The 18,979-nt window shown below is 40.8% G+C and carries 10 protein-coding genes; 5 read left to right on the top strand and 5 right to left on the bottom strand.

The window, feature by feature from the left end; genetic code table 11:
- Positions 1-412: 412 nt before the first annotated feature.
- Entirely contained in the window at positions 413-2,275 is a 1,863-nt protein-coding gene (uvrC, locus tag GYX91_RS07230; RefSeq protein WP_078474735.1) for an excinuclease ABC subunit UvrC, read from the bottom strand.
- A 104-nt stretch (positions 2,276-2,379) separates the two neighbouring features.
- Positions 2,380-2,826 carry a DUF4124 domain-containing protein gene (locus GYX91_RS07225; RefSeq protein ID WP_078474736.1) on the bottom strand — a complete coding sequence of 149 codons (447 nt, stop codon included), beginning with the start codon at positions 2,824-2,826 and terminating at the stop codon, positions 2,380-2,382.
- 182 nt (positions 2,827-3,008) lie between these two features.
- On the opposite strand from GYX91_RS07225, the gene guaB reads away from it, so the two are divergent.
- The 4 genes from guaB to carB all read left to right on the top strand — a co-directional run bounded on the left by guaB (position 3,009) and on the right by carB (position 9,943).
- Positions 3,009-4,469, top strand: a complete 1,461-nt coding sequence (gene guaB, locus GYX91_RS07220; RefSeq protein ID WP_084550851.1) for an IMP dehydrogenase — start codon at positions 3,009-3,011, stop codon at positions 4,467-4,469.
- Positions 4,470-4,777: 308 nt separating this feature from the next.
- Positions 4,778-5,911, top strand: a complete 1,134-nt coding sequence (gene carA / locus GYX91_RS07215; protein ID WP_174830414.1) for a glutamine-hydrolyzing carbamoyl-phosphate synthase small subunit — start codon at positions 4,778-4,780, stop codon at positions 5,909-5,911.
- A gap of 57 nt (positions 5,912-5,968) precedes the next feature.
- Positions 5,969-6,649 (top strand): leucine efflux protein LeuE, encoded by a 681-nt coding sequence (gene leuE, locus GYX91_RS07210; RefSeq protein WP_174830412.1) that lies wholly within the window; start codon positions 5,969-5,971, stop codon positions 6,647-6,649.
- Positions 6,650-6,721: 72 nt separating this feature from the next.
- Positions 6,722-9,943 (top strand): carbamoyl-phosphate synthase large subunit, encoded by a 3,222-nt coding sequence (gene carB, locus GYX91_RS07205; RefSeq protein ID WP_174830410.1) that lies wholly within the window; start codon positions 6,722-6,724, stop codon positions 9,941-9,943.
- A gap of 170 nt (positions 9,944-10,113) precedes the next feature.
- Here carB and GYX91_RS07200 read toward each other — a convergent pair whose 3' ends face one another.
- From GYX91_RS07200 to GYX91_RS07190, 3 genes are all read right to left on the bottom strand, one after another.
- Positions 10,114-15,942 (bottom strand): calcium-binding protein, encoded by a 5,829-nt coding sequence (locus GYX91_RS07200; protein WP_174830408.1) that lies wholly within the window; start codon positions 15,940-15,942, stop codon positions 10,114-10,116.
- 14 nt (positions 15,943-15,956) lie between these two features.
- On the bottom strand, positions 15,957-16,775 hold the full coding sequence (locus GYX91_RS07195) for a hypothetical protein (RefSeq protein ID WP_174830406.1): 819 nt from the start codon (positions 16,773-16,775) through the stop codon (positions 15,957-15,959).
- A gap of 326 nt (positions 16,776-17,101) precedes the next feature.
- Positions 17,102-17,926, bottom strand: coding sequence for a hypothetical protein (locus GYX91_RS07190; protein WP_174830404.1), 825 nt, complete (start codon positions 17,924-17,926; stop codon positions 17,102-17,104).
- Between the two features lie 274 nt (positions 17,927-18,200).
- Between GYX91_RS07190 and GYX91_RS07185 the strand changes: the two genes are divergently transcribed.
- A complete protein-coding gene (locus tag GYX91_RS07185) occupies positions 18,201-18,953 on the top strand; it encodes a Nif3-like dinuclear metal center hexameric protein (RefSeq protein WP_174830402.1) in 753 nt (250 codons plus the stop codon).
- Positions 18,954-18,979: the final 26 nt, after the last annotated feature.

Here is an 18,979-nt window from a genome sequence, read left to right as displayed (position 1 = left end):
TTTGAACTATTTCTGTCATTTTATTATATCCATTAATAAATTCAAAGATAATTATATTTATGTATTCTTTTTAATGTAAAGAAAAACAAATATTTTAGCTGGATTCTGATTAAAGATTTTCTGTCTTCTGTACACTGCCTGTAAACTGGTGATATTACTGTAAATTATTAATAATATACGGTATTTCTGGTTTCCATTCATCAGTATGTAGTCTGATGAAGAGATAAATATTGTTTTGACAAATTTCTGAAAATACCCGGTATTATCTAAAGATGATATTTAACACAGGCAGCAATGTTTCAGGCATTCCATAATTGTACATTCAGTATTGTAAACAAAATTTCTGGATATTCCGGTATTGTTTATTGATAATATTAATAAATTTAATAATAATCAGATTGATATATTTGTGTTAATGTAAAGCATCATATATCTTTTCGGCCAGAGCAAGGCTAATACCTTCCGTCTGACTTAAATCATGCACACTGGCGGCAACCACGCCGCGTAACCCCCCAAAACGGGTTAATAGTGCCTGACGCCTCTTGCTGCCAATACCCGGTATGTCGTTGAGTGAAGAAGTGACTCTTGCTTTGGCACGTTTCTGCCGATGGCCGGTAATGGCAAAGCGGTGGGATTCATCTCGGACAGTTTGTAACAAATGCAGGGCAGGATTGTGCGGTTCTATCCGGATATTGCGCTGCTGATGCGGAATAATCAGTTCTTCCAGACCGGCTTTTCGTTCCGGACCTTTGGCAATACCGACTATCGGAATATGAATACCCAGCTCCTGCCATACATCCAGAGCCATATGCACCTGACCTTTACCTCCGTCTATGAGCACCAGATCCGGCCACGCACCGATACTGTCATCATTATCTGCCAGTCGTCCGTAGCGACGGGTTAATACTTCGCGCATGGCGGCATAATCATCACCGGCCTTTGCGGTTGTAATATTATAGCGACGATATTTAGCAGGCTGCATGGCTTCATCTTCATATACGACACATGAAGCAATAGTAGCCTCGCCCTGAGTATGGCTGATATCAAAACATTCAATCCGGTTGAGATTTTCTGCATCCATATCAAGCAGTTGAGCCAGTGCTTCAATCCTGTGTTGCTGGCTATGCTGCTGTAAACGATGCTGTTCAATCGCCATATGTGCATTGCGTTCCGCCATATTCAGCCATACGCGCCGTTCACCTACAGTTTTATGAATAAACTGAATCTGTTTGCCGTTTTCGTTATTCAGTGCTTCACACAGACTTTTGGGCAGTTGAAAATTACTGATGATTATATCCGGCTTATTTTTACCCAGATAGTGTTGTGCAACAAATGCCTCTCCATAGTGATTGAGTTTTTCAGTAACACGGTAGCGGGTATCTGGAAAAAAGTTTTTATCCCCGACATGCCGGCCGCCGCGAATGCTAACCCAGTGAATACATACAATATCATTTTCTTCAGCCAACGCAAGGATATCAATGTCATTGTGACGAGCCTGTTTGCTGTCGATAAATTGCTGAGACTGCATTAGTCCCAGTGCCTGAATTTGATCTCGCACCTGTGCTGCCGTTTCAAAATCCAGCTGTTCAGCAGCATGTTGCATTTTGGTATGCAAAGAAGCAGTCAGCTCACTGGTTTTTCCGTGCAGAAAGCTGATCGCAGCTTTAACACTGCTCTGATAATCTTCAACTGTGATATGCCCTGTACATGGCCCAGAACAACGCTTAATCTGGTAAAGCAGGCAGGCACGGTCGCGATGTTCAAATACACTATCTTCACAAGTACGCAGTCTGAATACTTTCTGTAATGTCTGGATGCTATTACGTACTGCATAGCCATTAGGATAAGGACCGAAATACTGGTTATTTTTTTTCAGATTGCCACGGTAATACGCCATTTGCGGGAACTGATGCCCACTCAGCATCAGATAAGGATAGCTTTTATCATCCCGGAACAGAATATTGTATTTCGGCGATAATGCCTTGATAAAGTTATTTTCCAGAATCAATGCTTCTGTTTCTGAATGAGTGGCTGTAATTTCAATTCGCGCCACTTGTTTCACCATAAGCTGAATCCGGGGCGATAAATTGGTTTTCTGAAAGTAGCTGCTGACACGACGTTTCAGATTCACTGCTTTGCCCACATATAATACTTTATCATTTGCATCGAGCATTCGGTATACCCCCGGCACTAAAGGCAGGTTTTTAAGAAACAGGGCTATATCAAATTTATTACTGTCAGCATTGCTGGATGATGTGGCTGTGGTATTGGTCATAGTAATGGTATATCTGGTTAACAACTATGTATGCAGCCATAAAAAAGTCCATAAGCTGCGTAAACAACTTATGGATAAGGAGTAAAATAGTCAAGAGTAAAAGTTTATTTACAATTCAGTTGTACGTCTTCATCATAACGTTTAATCAGCGCATCGCGATTATTGGTGCGCAGACTGTCAGCCATTTGGCGGTTCATCTTCGAAGTTTTGCAGGCGGCTTCACGGTTTTTCTTGTTTTGTTCTTCAATTTTTTTGTTCCGCTCATCTGTCAGCTTGTTATGTTCTTCAATTTTACGGTTAAGTTTTGCCTGCTGTTCTGTTATTGAATCAGAACTGGCTTCAGCATTAGGCTGAGGTGCTGCCACAGGCGTGGCAACCTGTGTGCGCACATTAAAACGCTGAGTTTTAGCAGGTGAAAGATTTACTGGGGTGTCTGAGTATTCATTTACGCCTTTGTTATCACGCCATGTATATACCTCCACAGCACCTGCTATTAATGTGCTGCCCATCAGTACCATTGCCAGTGACATTTTCAGTATTTTGTGACGCATGTTTACTTTTCCTTGGGTTTGAAAATATATGTTTTGACTATTATACGATAAAAAAAACCAATGTTTGCCAATTGACCGGTTTATGTAAAAGTATATTTTGCGAGTGTGTCGTATATTTGTTAAAATTACCCGCCAATTCCCTTATCTAAATTTCTTCTCATCCTCTAAAAAGAAGCCCTAAAATGCGTATAGTCGAAAAAGCTTACACTTTTGACGACGTGCTGCTCGTACCTGCTCATTCTGAAGTACTACCGCGCGACGTTATTCTGAAAACTCCGCTTACCCGCCGGATTAATCTGAATTTACCCCTGGTTTCAGCGGCGATGGATACGGTTACTGAGGCTAAGCTGGCTATTTCCATGGCTCAGGAAGGCGGTATTGGCATTATTCACAAAAACATGAGTGTTGAACGGCAGGCACGGGCCGTAGCCAATGTTAAACGATATGAAAGTGGTGTGGTCAAGGATCCGGTAACCATTACGCCTGATACGCTGATTAGCGATTTAATTGGTCCTGGGCGTAAATACAAAGCTTCCAGCTTACCGGTGCTGGAAAATGGTAAAGTTGTTGGTCTGGTCACTAACCGGGATTTACGTTTTGAACGTAATCTGCAGCAAAAAGTATCCAGCATTATGACCCCGCGTGAGCGTCTGGTTACTGTAAGTGAAACTACCAGCATTGATGATGCGCGTGAATTAATGCATACACATAAAATTGAGCGTGTGCTGGTAGTGAATGAAGACTGGGCGCTGAAAGGTCTGATTACGGTAAAAGACATATTAAAAAACACAGCTTTTCCTAATGCCAATAAAGACAGTGAAGGGCGGCTGAGAGTAGGCGCAGCAGTAGGAGTCGGAAAAGACACAGACGAGCGGGTAGCTGCACTGGTACAGGCCGGAGTAGATGTGCTGGTGGTGGATACAGCACATGGACACAGTCAGGGTGTAATAGAACGTGTACGCTGGGTAAAACAGCATTATCCGGATGTAGATGTCATTGGCGGTAATATAGCAACAGCCGCTGCTGCGCGTGATCTGGTTGCAGCCGGAGCGGATGCAGTTAAAGTCGGCATCGGGCCGGGTTCTATCTGTACAACCCGTATAGTAGCCGGTGTAGGTGTGCCGCAGTTAACCGCTATTCATAATGTGGCTGCAGAACTTGCCGGTACCGGCGTGCCGCTGATTGCTGACGGTGGTATACGCTTTTCAGGTGATCTGGCTAAAGCGCTGGCAGCCGGCGCCTCTGCAGTAATGCTGGGCGGTATGTTTGCCGGTACTGAAGAAGCACCGGGCGAAATCGAGCTTTATCAGGGACGCTCTTATAAATCCTATCGCGGTATGGGTTCAATGGGAGCCATGAGCCAGGGCTCATCTGACCGCTATTTTCAGGATAATGTCTCCAGTGCTGATAAATATGTGCCGGAGGGCATTGAGGGACGGGTACCTTATAAAGGACCAATCAGCCAGATTATCCATCAGCTTGTAGGCGGATTACGCTCCAGTATGGGCTATCTGGGCTGTAAAACCATTCATGAGATGCATGATAAGGCAGAATTTGTTGAAATTACCGCAGCGGGTATGAGTGAGTCGCATGTACACGATGTGCAAATCACCAAAGAAGCGCCGAATTATCATGTACGCTAAAATAGTGTTGTAAAATTTGCAGTCAGTCTAATGGGCAGCCGGCGGGCTGCCCAGTAAATTAATAAAAATTTTCTTTTTTATTTAGTAATATCTGCATTGCCAAAGCAGAGAAGATTAGCTAAAATGCATTGCTTTCATGGCAGTGTCAGATTTTATGTCTCTGCCATAATCAAGCACGTAGCTCACGCTTTTTGCGTGAAGTGGCGTGTTTTTTTTTGCCTGCAACTGGTAACTGGAAGCACGATTATTAATCCATAAAAAAACAGATTGTCGTTATTGACGGTCTATTAAATACACAGGACTCATCCATGACTACAAGTGCAATTCTGGTGTTGGCTGACGGTTCCGTATTTCATGGTGTCAGCATTGGTGCAGCCGGGCAGGCAGTTGGTGAAGTAGTCTTCAATACCAGCATGACTGGCTATCAGGAAATCCTCACTGATCCGTCTTACACTCAGCAGATGGTGACTCTTACTTATCCGCATATCGGCAATACCGGTATCAATAGTGAAGACACTGAGAGTAAACAAATTTATGCTTCCGGGTTAATTATTCGCGACTTACCTTTATTGCACAGTAATTTTCGTGCGCAGGAAAACCTGTCCGATTATCTGAAACGTCAGCATACTGTGGCAATCGCAGATATTGATACCCGACGCCTTACCCGTTTGCTGCGGGATAAAGGTTCACAGGCCGGCTGTATTTTGACTGGTGCCGATGCAAATAAAGAACAGGCTCTGGAAATGGCACGTGCTTTTGGCAGCATGGCCGGAAAAGATTTGGCACGGGAAGTAAGCTGTTCTGCAAAATATGAATTTACTCAGGGTGAATGGCAGCTGGGGCAGGGTTATGTTCAACCGCAAGAAGCCAGATATCATGTGGTTGCCTACGATTTCGGGGTAAAAACCAATATTTTGCGTATGCTGAGTGAACGCGGCTGCCGTCTGACTGTGGTTCCTGCTACTACACCGGCAGCTGAAGTACTGGCATTGAATCCTGACGGCGTATTTCTGTCTAACGGGCCGGGTGATCCGGAACCCTGTGATTATGCCATTAAAGCTGTGCAGGAAATTCTGGCACATAAACTTCCGCTATTCGGTATTTGTCTGGGACATCAGCTGCTTGGTCTGGCTTTAGGGGCGAAAACCCGCAAAATGCCTTTTGGTCATCACGGAGCCAATCATCCGGTACAGGATATGGATACCGGCCGGGTTGTGATTACCAGTCAGAATCATGGTTTTGAAGTAGACGCAGATACTTTACCGGAAAATGTTCGTATTACTCATAAATCTCTGTTTGACGGTTCACTTCAAGGTATTAGCATGACCAGTCAGCCGGCTTTTTCATTTCAGGGACATCCGGAAGCCAGTCCGGGCCCGCACGACGTTGCCTACCTTTTTGACCGCTTTATCGAACATATGCAAGCGGCAAATAAAAATTAATTGCGTGATATTACGAACTACATTTATTGAGAATAGTAAAAAAGTACAGGAACCCCCATGTTTGGTATTACTGATCTGGGAACATATATTGTTGGTGCCATAGCAATTGTTCTGCTGCCGGGACCAAATTCAATGTATTGTCTGGCCATGGCTGGAAAATATGGAGCACGGGCTGCTTATTGTGCGGTTGCCGGAATATTTCTGGGTGACAGTATTTTGATGTTGCTTTCAGCTTCAGGTGCAACATCAATTATCAAAACCATACCTGCATTGTATTTAATACTGAAACTGGTCGGTGGTTTGTATTTGTTTTATCTGGGCTGGCAGTTGCTGCGTTCAGCTCTTAAGCAATGGAACAGACGTCAGAATGCTGCTGCAGATGTTTTCAGACAATCATTGTGTGAGCCGGCAGCAGCCAGTAAACCGCTTCCGGCACGTCATTTCTTTCAGCATGCTTTGCTGCTCAGTTTGTTAAACCCGAAAGCAATTTTGTTTTTTCTGGCTTTTTTTGTTCAGTTTGTTGATCCGCATTACTCACACCCGGCATATAGTTTTCTACTGCTGGCTATTATTTTGCAAATTTTCAGCCTGACTTATCTAAGCGTACTGATATTCAGTGGTTTATCGCTGGTCAAGTGGTTTCGTCACTATCAGCGTCTGGCTGCCGGGGCAGTAGCCACAATCGGGCTGATGTTTATTGCGTTTGCACTGAAATTATGGACGGCAAGTATCGAATGACCGATTGACTGTCAGAAAATCAATCCTGCCGTACCGCTAAATTAACAGATAATTTTTGATAAAGGTATCAGTATGCCTAAGCGCACAGACTTAAAATCTATCCTAATTATTGGTGCCGGTCCTATTGTAATTGGTCAGGCATGCGAGTTTGACTACTCCGGAGCTCAGGCATGCAAGGCATTGCGTGAAGAGGGCTATAAAGTCATTCTGGTTAATTCCAATCCGGCTACGATTATGACAGATCCGGATATGGCTGATGTTACTTACATTGAGCCGATTATGTGGCAGACAGTGGCAAAAATTATTGAAAAAGAACGTCCCGATGCCATTTTGCCAACGATGGGCGGACAAACGGCACTCAACTGTGCTCTTGATCTGGCGCATAACGGTATTCTGAAAAAATATCAGGTAGAGCTGATTGGTGCATCCGAAGATGCAATTGATAAAGCAGAAGACCGCGGCCGTTTTAAAGAAGCAATGAATAAAATCGGTCTGCATACCCCGAAATCCTTTATTTGCCATAGCATGGAGCAGGCACTGGAGGCACAGGCGCAGGTTGGATTTCCTGCATTAATCCGCCCGTCTTTCACCATGGGCGGTAGTGGCGGCGGAATTGCCTACAATAAAGATGAATTTATTACTATTTGTGAACGTGGTTTTGATGCTTCACCTACTCATGAATTACTGGTCGAACAGTCTGTACTGGGTTGGAAAGAATATGAAATGGAAGTGGTGCGTGACCGTGCCGATAATTGCATTATTATCTGTTCAATAGAAAATTTTGATCCGTGCGGCGTACATACCGGTGATTCGATTACAGTAGCTCCGGCACAAACACTGACGGATAAAGAATATCAGCTGATGCGTGATGCTTCTCTGGCAGTGCTGCGTGAAATCGGTGTGGATACCGGTGGCTCTAATGTACAGTTTGCCGTTAATCCGCAAAACGGCGAAATGATTGTGATTGAAATGAATCCGCGTGTCAGCCGTTCTTCTGCTCTGGCTTCTAAAGCTACCGGTTTTCCGATTGCCAAAATCGCAGCTAAGCTGGCAATAGGTTATACACTGAATGAATTGCAAAATGATATAACCGGCGGACGCACACCAGCTTCCTTTGAGCCTTCCATTGATTATGTGGTAACTAAAGTTCCCCGTTTTGCCTTTGAAAAATTTCCGTCTGCAGATGATCGCCTGACGACACAGATGAAATCAGTTGGGGAAGTAATGGCTATCGGCCGTACATTTCAGGAGTCTGTCCATAAAGCTCTGCGCGGTCTGGAGGTTGGTCTGAGCGGCTTTGATTGCCGCAGCAGTGACCGTGCAGCCATTCAGCGTGAACTGGCTAATCCCGGTCCTGAACGGATACTGTATGTCGCCGATGCATTTCGTGCCGGCTTTTCATTAGAGGAAATCTATAAAATTTGTGCTATTGATCCGTGGTTCCTGGCACAGATTGCTGATCTGGTTAGCGAAGAACAGAAACTAACAGCGATCAGACTGGAAGATATCGATTACAGTTATCTGCGTAAACTCAAACGCAAAGGTTTTGCTGATAAACGGCTGGCGCAATTGCTTAATCAGGATGAAGCCAGTGTAAGGCAGCATCGTTATGCCATGAATCTGCATCCGGTTTTTAAACGCGTAGATACCTGTGCAGCGGAATTTGCTACCGATACTGCCTATCTGTACTCAACTTATGAAGAAGAATGCGAAGCGGAACCGACACAGCGTAAAAAAATTATGATTCTTGGTGGCGGACCAAATCGTATTGGTCAGGGTATTGAGTTTGATTATTGCTGTGTACATGCTGCATTAGCATTGCGCGAATCTGGTTTTGAAACCATTATGGTGAACTGTAATCCTGAAACCGTTTCGACAGATTATGATACTTCTGACAGATTATATTTCGAGCCGCTTACCCTCGAAGACGTACTGGAAATCTGTCATACAGAACAACCTGATGGTCTCATTGTGCATTATGGCGGTCAGACGCCTTTAAAACTGGCTAATGAACTGGTAGCTAATGGTGTTAATATTATCGGTACCTCAGCCGATGCCATTGATGCAGCAGAAGACCGTGAGCGTTTTCAGCAGATTCTGCATAAACTGGGATTGCGTCAGCCGGAAAACCGTACAGCACGTACCGAGGCAGAGGCACTGCAACTGGCTGAAGAAGTTGGCTATCCGTTAGTAGTACGTCCATCTTATGTACTTGGCGGACGAGCTATGCAGGTAGTGCATTCAGCCAATGAATTACAAACCTATATGCGCGAAGCTGTACAAGTATCCAATGATAGCCCGGTATTGCTTGATTATTTTCTCAGCCACGCTATTGAAGTAGATGTAGATTGTGTATGTGATGGCAAACAGGTGGTTATTGGCGGCATCATGCAGCATGTGGAACAGGCAGGTGTCCATAGTGGCGACTCAGCATGTTCCATTCCGCCTTATTCGCTAAGTGAAGCTATTCAGAATGAAATTCGTCGTCAGACAGCAGCCATGGCAATGGCTTTAAATGTAGTTGGTCTGATGAATGTGCAGTTTGCGGTACAGGATGATATCGTTTACGTACTTGAAGTTAATCCGCGTGCTTCGCGTACTGTTCCATTTGTATCTAAAGCCACAAGTGTGTCTCTTGCTAAAATCGGAGCAAGGGTTATGGCCGGTATCTCATTGACCGAACAGGGCTATACACAAGAAGTTATTCCTGAATTTTTTGCAGTTAAGGAAGCCGTATTTCCTTTTATTAAATTTCCCGGCGTAGATACCATTCTCGGGCCGGAAATGCGTTCTACCGGTGAAGTAATGGGTGTCGGTGAAACATTTGCCGAAGCATATTTAAAAGCCCAGCTCGGAGCAGGAGAACGTATGCCGACTATTGGCAAAGTGTTTCTGGCTGTACGTAATGAAGACAAACCTGCTGTTGTTCAGGTGGCAACCAATTTTCAGTCGCTCGGTTACGGATTATGTGCTACCCGCGGGACAGCAGCTTTTCTGGCTGAGCACGGAATCAATGTGCAAGTGGTGAATAAGGTAACTGAAGGGCGCCCGCATATTGTTGATGCCATTAAAAACGGAGAGATTGCTCTGGTCGTTAATACTGTCAGCAGTGATGTACAGTCTATTAAAGACAGCCATTCAATCCGCCGTAGTGCACTGAATATGCGTATCCCTTTATATACCACCATCGCAGGTGCTTTAGCGATGAGTGAAGGTGTAAGCCGTTTATCCCGTACTGATGTTTACAGTATTCAGAATTTACATCAGCGCATAAAGACAGCTTTGCAAAACTAATTATTTCAAGATAAAAAGCTGCTGATTGCTAATAATGCAACCAGCAGCTATTTTATTAATAAAAAATTTACTTTAAAGTCATTAGAAAGTAATAGCTTTAGTCTTTTACCAAATTCAAGTATGAACAAAGCCTGAAATCAAATTGCAGGCTTTGTTTTAAAGTACAGTTGTTAATTACCCCAGTATGCAGCTACAGTATTATGCTGATGAGGTAATACTGTCTGCTCAGGAGCCATAAAACCAGTTGTAGTACCGGCGGACATACCCGTCATTGCTGTAATCAGCTGATTTACCTGATTAGCAATCTTGGCTTCATGTGCACTGTTCGTGACAAAGTATCCAGTTTGGTTGATATTCTGTCCTTTATTACTATTTGTATAAACACTCCTGTCGCTGATTTCCGTAAATTTTTTGCGTTTGGTTAAAGTGTTAATCTGATTCAGCTTAAGCTCCTTACAATCTATGCTTTTATCTTCGAAATTAATAGTTTGTATAAGCTGTTTTTTACCAAAAAAGTTTTTGATTAAAACTGAATCAGTATCAGAGTATCCGGAAATTATCAGATTAGCCCCTTCTTTGCGATAAATGACTTCATCAGATCGAATATCAGTAAACTGGATGATATTTGTATCCTGTTCGAACTGATTACTTTCAACTATTGTATCATGACCATGACCACGGTTGATTACATAGGTATCATTGCCTATACCACCTTCCAGATAATCATTGCCCAAACCTCCTACAAGAATGTCGTTACCTTTACCTCCATATAAGTAATCATCCCCGATGCCTCCATTCAAATAATCATTACCATGATCGCCATATAAACTATCATTACCGGCACCTCCTTCGATATAATCATCTCCGCCTTTGCCATGAATATGATTATTCAGATTGTTTCCGATAATAACATTATTCTTATCATTCCCATAACTGGTTTTCTTTTCAGCAAAAATCGTATCAGCTGGTAAAATTTCAAACTCAATTTGCTGAATTGCCTGTTTACCGAATTCGTCAGTAGCGACTAACTGTACAGTAAACCAACCACTTTGAGATGGAGTACCACTTAGCTGATTAGTTATCGGATCGATAGTCAGCCAGCTGATATCATCTTTGGGGTTAACTGCTTTTAGAGTATATTGCAGTTTATCGCCGTCTTGGTCAGTAAATAGATGGTCGATTTTTCCAAAAGACCATGATTGTTTTGCAACCAGTCTTTGATCTTGTATATGTCCGACAGCTTCTGGTGTATGATTGGCTTGAATATTTAGGTAAAGCGGTATGTGAGCACTTAAACCGCCAGTATCCGTTCCTGTAATCTGAATAATGAATTCACCATTCAAATCTGCATCAGGTGTGCCATATAAGGTTTGAGTATGTTCATCATAATTTAGCCAGTCAGGCAAACCATCTACGCTAATAAAGATTTCATCTGATTGATTTGGATCTTTAAACAAATTGTATGGTAGTTGATAACTAAAGAAACGACCTCCTCGGGTATTCAGAGGATCAATATGCTGTGCTGCTTCTGGAGCCAGATTACGTTCAGGCAGATTAATATCTAAATCACCATCATGATAATCATGAATAATAATACTTGAATTAAAATCACCAGTTATTATCAGATTACTGCCATTTTTTTGCAGCTTCAATTTCCCTGAATACCATACAGTATCTTTTACTGCATCGATAGTCCATTTTAAATTATTTAGACGAACATTATCGATACTGATATAACCTAATCCGTCACTGTCGGTAATATGATTAACAGATTCTCCTATTAAATCCGTACGAGAAAATACATAACCATCAATTCCTTTACCGCCATCAAGATAATTATTTCCTGTACCACCTATTAAAATGTCATTACCATCATTACCATATAGTTTATCGTCACCATCGCCACCAATTAAAATATCACGACCATTGGCACCAAATAGTGAATCATTACCAAGACCACCATTAAGTACGGTGTCTTCATTACTGTAAGCATAAAGCTCGTCATCACCATCAGTACCGGTCTGGGTTAATTTTTTAATATCCTGCACATTTAACCGGGTACCATCAGTAAATTCAATGAAATCAACCTGATAATTTCCTTTTGCTTCATTCCGGAAATAATTCTGAACAGTAATGCTGTTATCGTCCTGACGGGTACTGATAACCAGATTACTGCCGGTACGCCGGAAAATTAAATCAGCCTGACTGATATTATCGGTAAAGCGGATAATATCTTCGCAATTACCGGATGAATCATAGTTATTAATAACATCATGACCGAAATTGCTGCCGAATATATAAATATCAGAACCGGCACCACCTTCCAGATAGTCGTTTCCTGTGCCGCCGGTCAGAACATCATTACCGGCACCACCATAAATACGGTCGTTACCGTCGCCGCCAATCAATGTATCATTACCATTTGCACCGAATAGTGAATCATTACCGAGACCACCATTAAGTACGGTGTCTTCATTACTGTAAGCATAAAGCTCGTCATCACCATCAGTACCAGTCTGGGTTAATTTTTTAATATCCTGCACATTTAACCGAGTACCATCAGCAAATTCAATGAAATCAACCCGATAATTTCCTTTTGCTTCATTCTGAAAATAATTCTGAACAGTAATACTGTTATCGTCCTGACGGGTTCTGATAACCAGATCATTGCCGGTACGCCGGAAAATTAAATCAGCCTGACTGATATTATCGGTAAAGCGGATAATATCTTCGCGATTACCGGATGAATCATAGTTATTAATAACATCATGACCGAAATTGCTGCCGAATATATAAATATCGGAACCGGAACCACCTTCCAGATAGTCGTTTCCTGTGCCGCCGGTCAGAACATCATTACCGGCAGCACCATAAATACGATCGTTACCGTCACCGCCAATCAATGTATCATTACCGTTTGCACCATAAAGCTGGTCATTGCCTTTCCCGCCATTCAGATATGTATCTTTTGTACCATATGCATACAACTCATCATCACCATCAGTTCCGGTTTGAGTAAGGGTACGAATATCTGAAATATCCAGCTGGCTGCCATCTGAGAATTTAATATAGTCTAGCTGATTTTCACCGGAAGCACGGAAGAAGTTGATAATTTGTAATGAATCAGCTGAATTTTTAGCCACAATATAAAAATCCAAACCCTTGCGATAATAGATAAAATCATCTTTTATCCAATTATTAAAGTATACATTATTAATATCTTTACCTGAGGGATTGAATTCGAGTAACTTATCGTTGCCAAAATCTTTATCGAAGATGAACAGATCTGAACCTTCACCACCTTCCAGATAATCATTACCGGTACCACCAATAATAATATCATCGTCATCCCCGCCATAAAGAATATCATTGCCGGCACCACCGATTAATACATCATTACCAGCACCGCCATCAAGGTTATCATTACCATCTCCGCCATCAAGCAGGTCATCCCCGCCATGACCTTTCAAAGTATCATTGCCTGCAAGGCCTATCAGCGAATCATTTGATTCATAACCATGAATAATATCGTTATTATCTGTCGCCTGTAACAATAATGCTTTGATTTCCTCTACATTAAGCTGTTTTCCATCAGCAAATTCAATCAGATCAATTTCATATCCGCCGTGACCATCTTTAATGAAGAAATTTTCTATTTTAATTTGATCGGTAGTATTTTTGATTTTCAAGAATAAATTATTACCTTCGCGAACAAATATTACTTCACTTCTTAAAATACCATCAGTAAAACGTATCTTATCTGTTTTATCTGTACCGGTATCATGATTGTGAATAACATCCTGACCAAATCCGCGTGCAAATTCATAAATATCTGAGCCAGTACCTCCATCCAGATCATCGTTGCCTATTCCGCCGATAAGAATATCATTTCCGGCACCACCTTTAATAATATCTCTGCCATCACCCAGAAGATTGGTACCAATCAGAATATCGTCGCCATCACTGCCTGAGCGTACACTCAGTTTATCCTGCGCCGTCTGCCCCAGATGATTACACCATTGTTCATATACACCATGAGTTTTAGCATAATCAATATACTGATTTAAAAGATTAAATCCTTCCGGCCAGAAACCATCATACTGATAGGCAAGAAATTCTCCTAAGTCAACAAAAGCTTTTTCCGGATTATGCTGGAAAACCTGATTGAAAACCGCAGTAGTATCTGAAAAATCTATAGATATCTGATCATTTTCTAATTTGAATGTTAGCTTCTCCAGATATGGTTTCAGACGTGTCTGGAACAACAAACTTTCATACAGGCTATCACGGATACTGTTATAAGTATCATCAATAGTATCCAGAAGTTCCTGACGCTGCTTTGCGGTACCCGCATAAAACAATTTAGAAGATTCACCTGTAAAAGCATTCAGAATGTTCAGTTTATTGCTGTAAGTATCAAATTTTTTGAGCCATTCCGGATCTACAACTTTCAAGCCACCTTCTTGTGAAGGTGTAAAACCTGAACCGCCACTATTTGAGCTAACTCTTATCCAGTCTGTACCCAGAGAATATTTAGCATTCTCATCAAACTGAGGATCGGATTTTGCCCATTCCAGCAATAAGTTATCTAGTAAAGACAATTGTCCGGCCCGCGTTTCGGTATTCGAATAAGTATTTAAAAGCTCGGCGAGTTTATCTGAAAGCGCTGCTGCATCGCGTAAGTCACGCACCCGGCCTGTACCTTTTAAATTCGGTGCCTGTTTTTGCTGTTCTGTCAGTTTAACTTCTTCGGTATATTCACTGAAAACTGGCTTATGCTCAAAATTGACATCACCCATTGCATGGGTACGCCCGTCTGTAGTTTCATAACTTCCGCTTTGCGCTAAAGTATTGCCGTTACCCAGATTAATATTTGTATTTTTATTATCCAGATTCAATGCTTTAACACCAACTTGTTCCAGTGTAAACAATTCATTAGTCTGGCAGATACCGTCCTGATTCAGATCCCGCCATACACGTAACTGATTGAAATGTTTATCCTGCGCATCTACTCGACCATCACCATTACTGTCAAATTCACGTAATGCAGCATAACCGTCTTTTGCTTTAGTGCCGTCAGCCAGCAACGTACTGTCACCAAACAGTTCAGTACCGTCATTAATAATACCGTCACCATTACGGTCAACAACCAGCAGACCGTCATCAGCTTTTACCCAGCCTGTAGCCGTGCGGATACCATCTCCGTCATTATCGAAGACAGCCCCGCTTAATTTTCTGGAGCCAACTGTTTCGATGCCATCTCCGTCAAGATCCAGTATTAGAGGATCATAGATATAGTATTTACCATCACGATTCCAGTCTGACCATGCTCTGAAACCTTTGCAGATCCAGCCTCCGAAATTATAACGATCTAGTTTAGAATACATCTTTCCGAAAAAATAATTACCAAAAGCTTTTGCAAAACCGGGTCCATTTATTGAATCTGGGTTTAATTTATCAAGATTATGCCAATCCAGTGCAGAACCGGGCCAATCTGAAGGTGTAAAATCATCCGGGTCAAAACGGGTAAAACCCTGTGCATCTGATTTTAGAATTCCGTCTAATGAAACTTTTCCTGATGTTGCTATATTATCTAATAAAGCTTGAGCCATTTCATTGGAAAATTGGTTATATTTTTTATGATCAAATACCCCCATGCGGCTACGCATCATTATCTCAGTAGCATGGCGCAAAGCTGAATCTATCCCCAAATTTTTTATTCCGCCAGCTCCGCGACCATTAGTGGCTATTGCCACATCTAACCAATAACCTAAGCCTGCAGCATCTGGATTACCTGGTGGTATAGTTGATTTTAAATATTCATAGGCTTTGGTATAATTTCCATCCTCACCATTAGCTAATTTCTTATTAATATCATCTAAAATTGATGCTAATTCTTTTTGTTGGTCTTTAGTTAAATCATAAGAATTTTTTTCCAATATATAATCGGTAAACGTTAAGTACCCCTGAAAATCTTCACCCTTATTAAAACAGTTCATAAATCCCTCTCTAATTAATCAATTATTTTGCTATGTTGATGAATATAATCTAAAATAGTGTTGTTATTATTAACAAAACCTTGGACAATTTCCGGGTGGTCAAGTAAACTTTCATTGTGCTTATATATTTGAATTAATCCATCAGCAAAATAGTTCTGGCTTACTGGTGGTTTATATTTCCCGTGTAAAAATCTTGAAGAATAAACAGTATAAACAACATTAAATTCTTTATCTAAAATAGAATGAATATCAATTTGATGTGGATAAGCATCGTTTATATCTTCAGGATCAAATGGCCAGAAATCAATTCTAAAATCCTGTTGATTGGTATCGGATTTATTAACAAACATAGTTTGTTTTCCTGCAATACCAATATAATAAAGTTCCTGATTATTTTTCTTTTCTTTTAATCTAAATTGATAGCTGTGCTGTTTTAGCCAATAATTTCCAGGTTCCAGTTTTTTTGCATATGGTTTGGGAAATAACGGCCCGAAACCAAGCCCTGTAACAGGCTTAGAAAAATCAGGACATCGATGAATTGCTTCTTCATCATTGGGAAAACCTGATAAAGTGGGTAAGGCAAATATAATTGATGCTGCTTCTTGCTCTACAATACCATCAATAATTTTATTCTTGATACTAAAGCCAAACATGCATCGCGGCAGGGTAATTTCAAGTTTTTTATCTGATAATTTTGACGGAATGCGAACAGTAATCTCTGTGGTGTCTGTCATTATCCGTTGTTCCTCCAATTTTTTAATTTTGTCCTGTTCACTGCTGCCATTAAAGCAGCCGGTTAAGCATAAAAGCAGTATACAAAGCCAATATTTCATATTTTTTCCTTGTACTGTCTGGTTTAAATATTTATTTAAAATTCCCCTTACTTTTGATAAAATTAACCGCAAAATAACATTTAATCAGATAAATATCAAAAGTATAATACATTCAAATATTGTGTATTGAGGATTTAAATTGAAAAAAAATTCTTTTTATTTAGTCTGGATATGATATTTATTGTACTTTAAATATTCATTAAAGCACAAAATTGCTAAATCGAAGTTTTAATTATGATTAATTAATATATATATTAATTGTTTTCACTACCAAAAAATTATATTTAAGGCTGTCTTATTGTAAAAATCTTTAGATAATGCACTAGCTAATCAACGACTTTACTGTGCTGATGGATATAATTCAGAATACGGTTATTATTCTGAATGAAACCCAGTTGAATTTCCGGATGATCAAGTAAGCTTTCATTGTGCTTATATATTTGAATTAATCCATCAGCAAAATAGTTCTGGCTTACTGGTGGTTTATATTTCCCATGTAGAAATCTCGAGGAATATACAGTGTAAGCAACACTAAACTCTTTATCTAAAACAGAATAAATATCAATTTGATGCGGAAAAGCATTGTATTCATCCTTAACATCAAATGGCCAGAAATCAATTCTTAAATCTTGTTGATTGGTTTCGGATTTATTAATAAACATAGTTTGTTTTCCTGAAATACCAATATAATACAATTCCTGATTATTTTTCTTTTCTTTTAATCGGAATCGGTAATTTTCCCGTTTGAACCAATGATTTCCATATTCCAGTTTTTCTGCTTTTATGTTGCGATATAACGGTGCAAAACTGAGGCCTACAACAGGCTTAGAAAAATCAGGACATCGATGAATTGCTTCTTCATCATTGGGAAAACCTGATAAAGTAGGTAAGGCAAATATAATTGCTGCTGCCTTTTGCTCGACTATACCATCAATAATTTTATTTTTTATACTAAAACCAAACATGCAGCGTGGCAGGGTAATCTCCAGTTTTTTACCTGATACTTTTGATGGAATGCGCACAGTAATCTCTGTAGTGTCTGTGATTATCCGTTGTTCCTCCAATTTTTTAATTTTATCCTGTTCCCTATCATTGTTGCTGTTAAGACATCCGCTTAAACTTAAAATTAATAACAAAAGCAATATTTTCATTTTGATATTCCAAATATCTGCGAGCTTTTAAATTTAATACTACATTATTTTAATAAATATTAACATAAAATAACATTTATTTAGTAAATCACAAAGCATATAAATATTTTTATTTAAAGATAATGATTTTTTATAATTTCATATTCACTCAGCTGTAATCAGACATTTTCAGCTTTCTCCTTGTGCTTGTTAGTATAATGACTTTATTGTAATAAGAATAAAGCTATGTATTAACAATGCAGACTGCTATATCTTGCACGATTAAAGGAAATTTATGGTTTTCAGAAAAGAAATTTTAGACTGGTGCGCTCAGGAGCTGGCGGTTGCTCAGTTTCGCGATTTCAGTCCGAATGGGTTACAGGTAGAAGGCAGGGATGAAGTTAGCACTATTGTTTGTGCTGTCACTGCCAGTCAGGCTGCTATTGATTTTGCCGTAAAGCAGCAGGCAGATATGCTACTGGTTCATCATGGTATGTTCTGGAAAAATGAAGCGGCTGTGATTACAGGCTGGAAAAAACGCCGTATTCAGACATTATTAGCCAATAATATTAATCTGGCTGGCTATCATTTACCGCTGGATGCGCATCCGCGCTGGGGGAATAATGTGCAACTGGCTCAGCATTTAGGCTGGCAGATTACTGGCTGTGGCGGTGAACAGAATTTAATTCAGTACGGTGCTTTAACCTATGAGCAAACTGCAGAACAGCTGGCTCAGGAGATTGAGCTAGGCCTGAATCACAAACCCATATTGCTATGTGCCGATAAACAACAACCAGTACGCAGGCTGGCTTGGTGTACTGGCGGCGGCCAGAGTTTTTTTCAGCAGGCTATTGATGCCGGGGTTGATGCATTTATCACAGGTGAAATATCCGAACCGCAATACCATCTGGCGCAGGAATGCGGAGTGGTATTCATCGCGGCAGGGCATCATGCTACCGAAAGATATGGTATTCAGGCACTTGCCTGTGCATTAGCCAGTGAATTCGGGATTACTCAGCAGTTTTTTGATGAGCCTAATCCGGCTTAAATGAATTTTGTGTGATTGGTGGTAAT

It is taken from the genome of Snodgrassella sp. ESL0304, from assembly GCF_013344995.1.
GTDB classification, from domain to species: Bacteria; Pseudomonadota; Gammaproteobacteria; order Burkholderiales; family Neisseriaceae; genus Snodgrassella; species Snodgrassella alvi.
The sequence above is the reverse complement of the archived record's forward strand: the minus strand, read 5'-3'. Positions and strand labels throughout refer to the sequence as shown.

Coding starts and splice junctions, on each gene's coding strand:
- uvrC (WP_078474735.1), bottom strand. CDS start 2,275: ATGACCAATACCACAGCCACATCATCCAGCAATGCTGACAGTAATAAA.
- GYX91_RS07225 (WP_078474736.1), bottom strand. CDS start 2,826: ATGCGTCACAAAATACTGAAAATGTCACTGGCAATGGTACTGATGGGC.
- guaB (WP_084550851.1), top strand. CDS start 3,009: ATGCGTATAGTCGAAAAAGCTTACACTTTTGACGACGTGCTGCTCGTA.
- carA (WP_174830414.1), top strand. CDS start 4,778: ATGACTACAAGTGCAATTCTGGTGTTGGCTGACGGTTCCGTATTTCAT.
- leuE (WP_174830412.1), top strand. CDS start 5,969: ATGTTTGGTATTACTGATCTGGGAACATATATTGTTGGTGCCATAGCA.
- carB (WP_174830410.1), top strand. CDS start 6,722: ATGCCTAAGCGCACAGACTTAAAATCTATCCTAATTATTGGTGCCGGT.
- GYX91_RS07200 (WP_174830408.1), bottom strand. CDS start 15,942: ATGAACTGTTTTAATAAGGGTGAAGATTTTCAGGGGTACTTAACGTTT.
- GYX91_RS07195 (WP_174830406.1), bottom strand. CDS start 16,775: ATGAAATATTGGCTTTGTATACTGCTTTTATGCTTAACCGGCTGCTTT.
- GYX91_RS07190 (WP_174830404.1), bottom strand. CDS start 17,926: ATGAAAATATTGCTTTTGTTATTAATTTTAAGTTTAAGCGGATGTCTT.
- GYX91_RS07185 (WP_174830402.1), top strand. CDS start 18,201: ATGGTTTTCAGAAAAGAAATTTTAGACTGGTGCGCTCAGGAGCTGGCG.